The 719-nt window shown below is 68.8% G+C and carries 1 pseudogene; it reads left to right on the top strand.

Annotated elements, in window-relative coordinates:
- Positions 1-596, top strand: a pseudogene (locus NJ4_RS26190) (hypothetical protein); the annotation flags it as partial.
- Positions 597-719: the final 123 nt, after the last annotated feature.

The raw sequence follows: 719 nt of genomic DNA, 5'->3' as shown, positions 1-719 counted from the left end.
TCACCTCGCTGATGTTGTTCGGCGCCTACCTCGAACGGGCTCCGAAGCAGCGTGGCCTCCGTCTGGCCCATCAGGCGTTCTCGCTGGCCATCGAAGGATCTGAGTCACCGCGCGAAACCCTCATGCGCCTGATCTGGATCTTGGATGCCGGGCTGCCGACTCCGGTGTGCAATCGCACTGTCTTCGCGGTCGGGAAGCAGGTCCGCATCCTGGCCAAGCCTGATCTGCTGTCCCCCGAGCTCGGCGTGGCCGGCGAGTACGACGGCCACCACCATCAGGAGACGCATCGGCGCCGCAAGGACATCGGACGCGAGGGCCGACTCCGCGATCATGGTCTGGAGTACTTCACCTTCATCGCCGGCGAGCTGCACGACCGTCAGGCAGCGGTCCGGCGAATGCACGCGACCGTCGATCGGGCCGAGCGTTCGGCACTCCCCCGTCTCTGGACGCTCGACAGCATTCTCACCACCTGGACCCTCGACGAACGCCTGGCGCTGCGCGAGTCCATGCTCCCCAGTGAGGTGCGTGCGCGGCTGGCGCACGACCGACCCACCGCACCGCCCGCACCCGGCACCGGCGGCTCGCGCACGAGTTGAGTGCACGATTTGTGTCGAGTTCGGGCGGATTCTCGACACGGATCGTGCACTCAACGCGTCCGGGCGGGCGGCCGGCGTACGGGACGGCCGGGCGGCGTGGCGGCGGGGCCGTCGAGCAGCGGG

The organism is Nocardioides jensenii JCM 1364 = NBRC 14755 (genome assembly GCF_001552535.1).
GTDB lineage: Bacteria > Actinomycetota > Actinomycetes > Propionibacteriales > Nocardioidaceae > Nocardioides > Nocardioides jensenii.
Note: the sequence above shows the minus strand (reverse complement) of the source record. Positions and strands in the feature narration are given on the sequence as shown.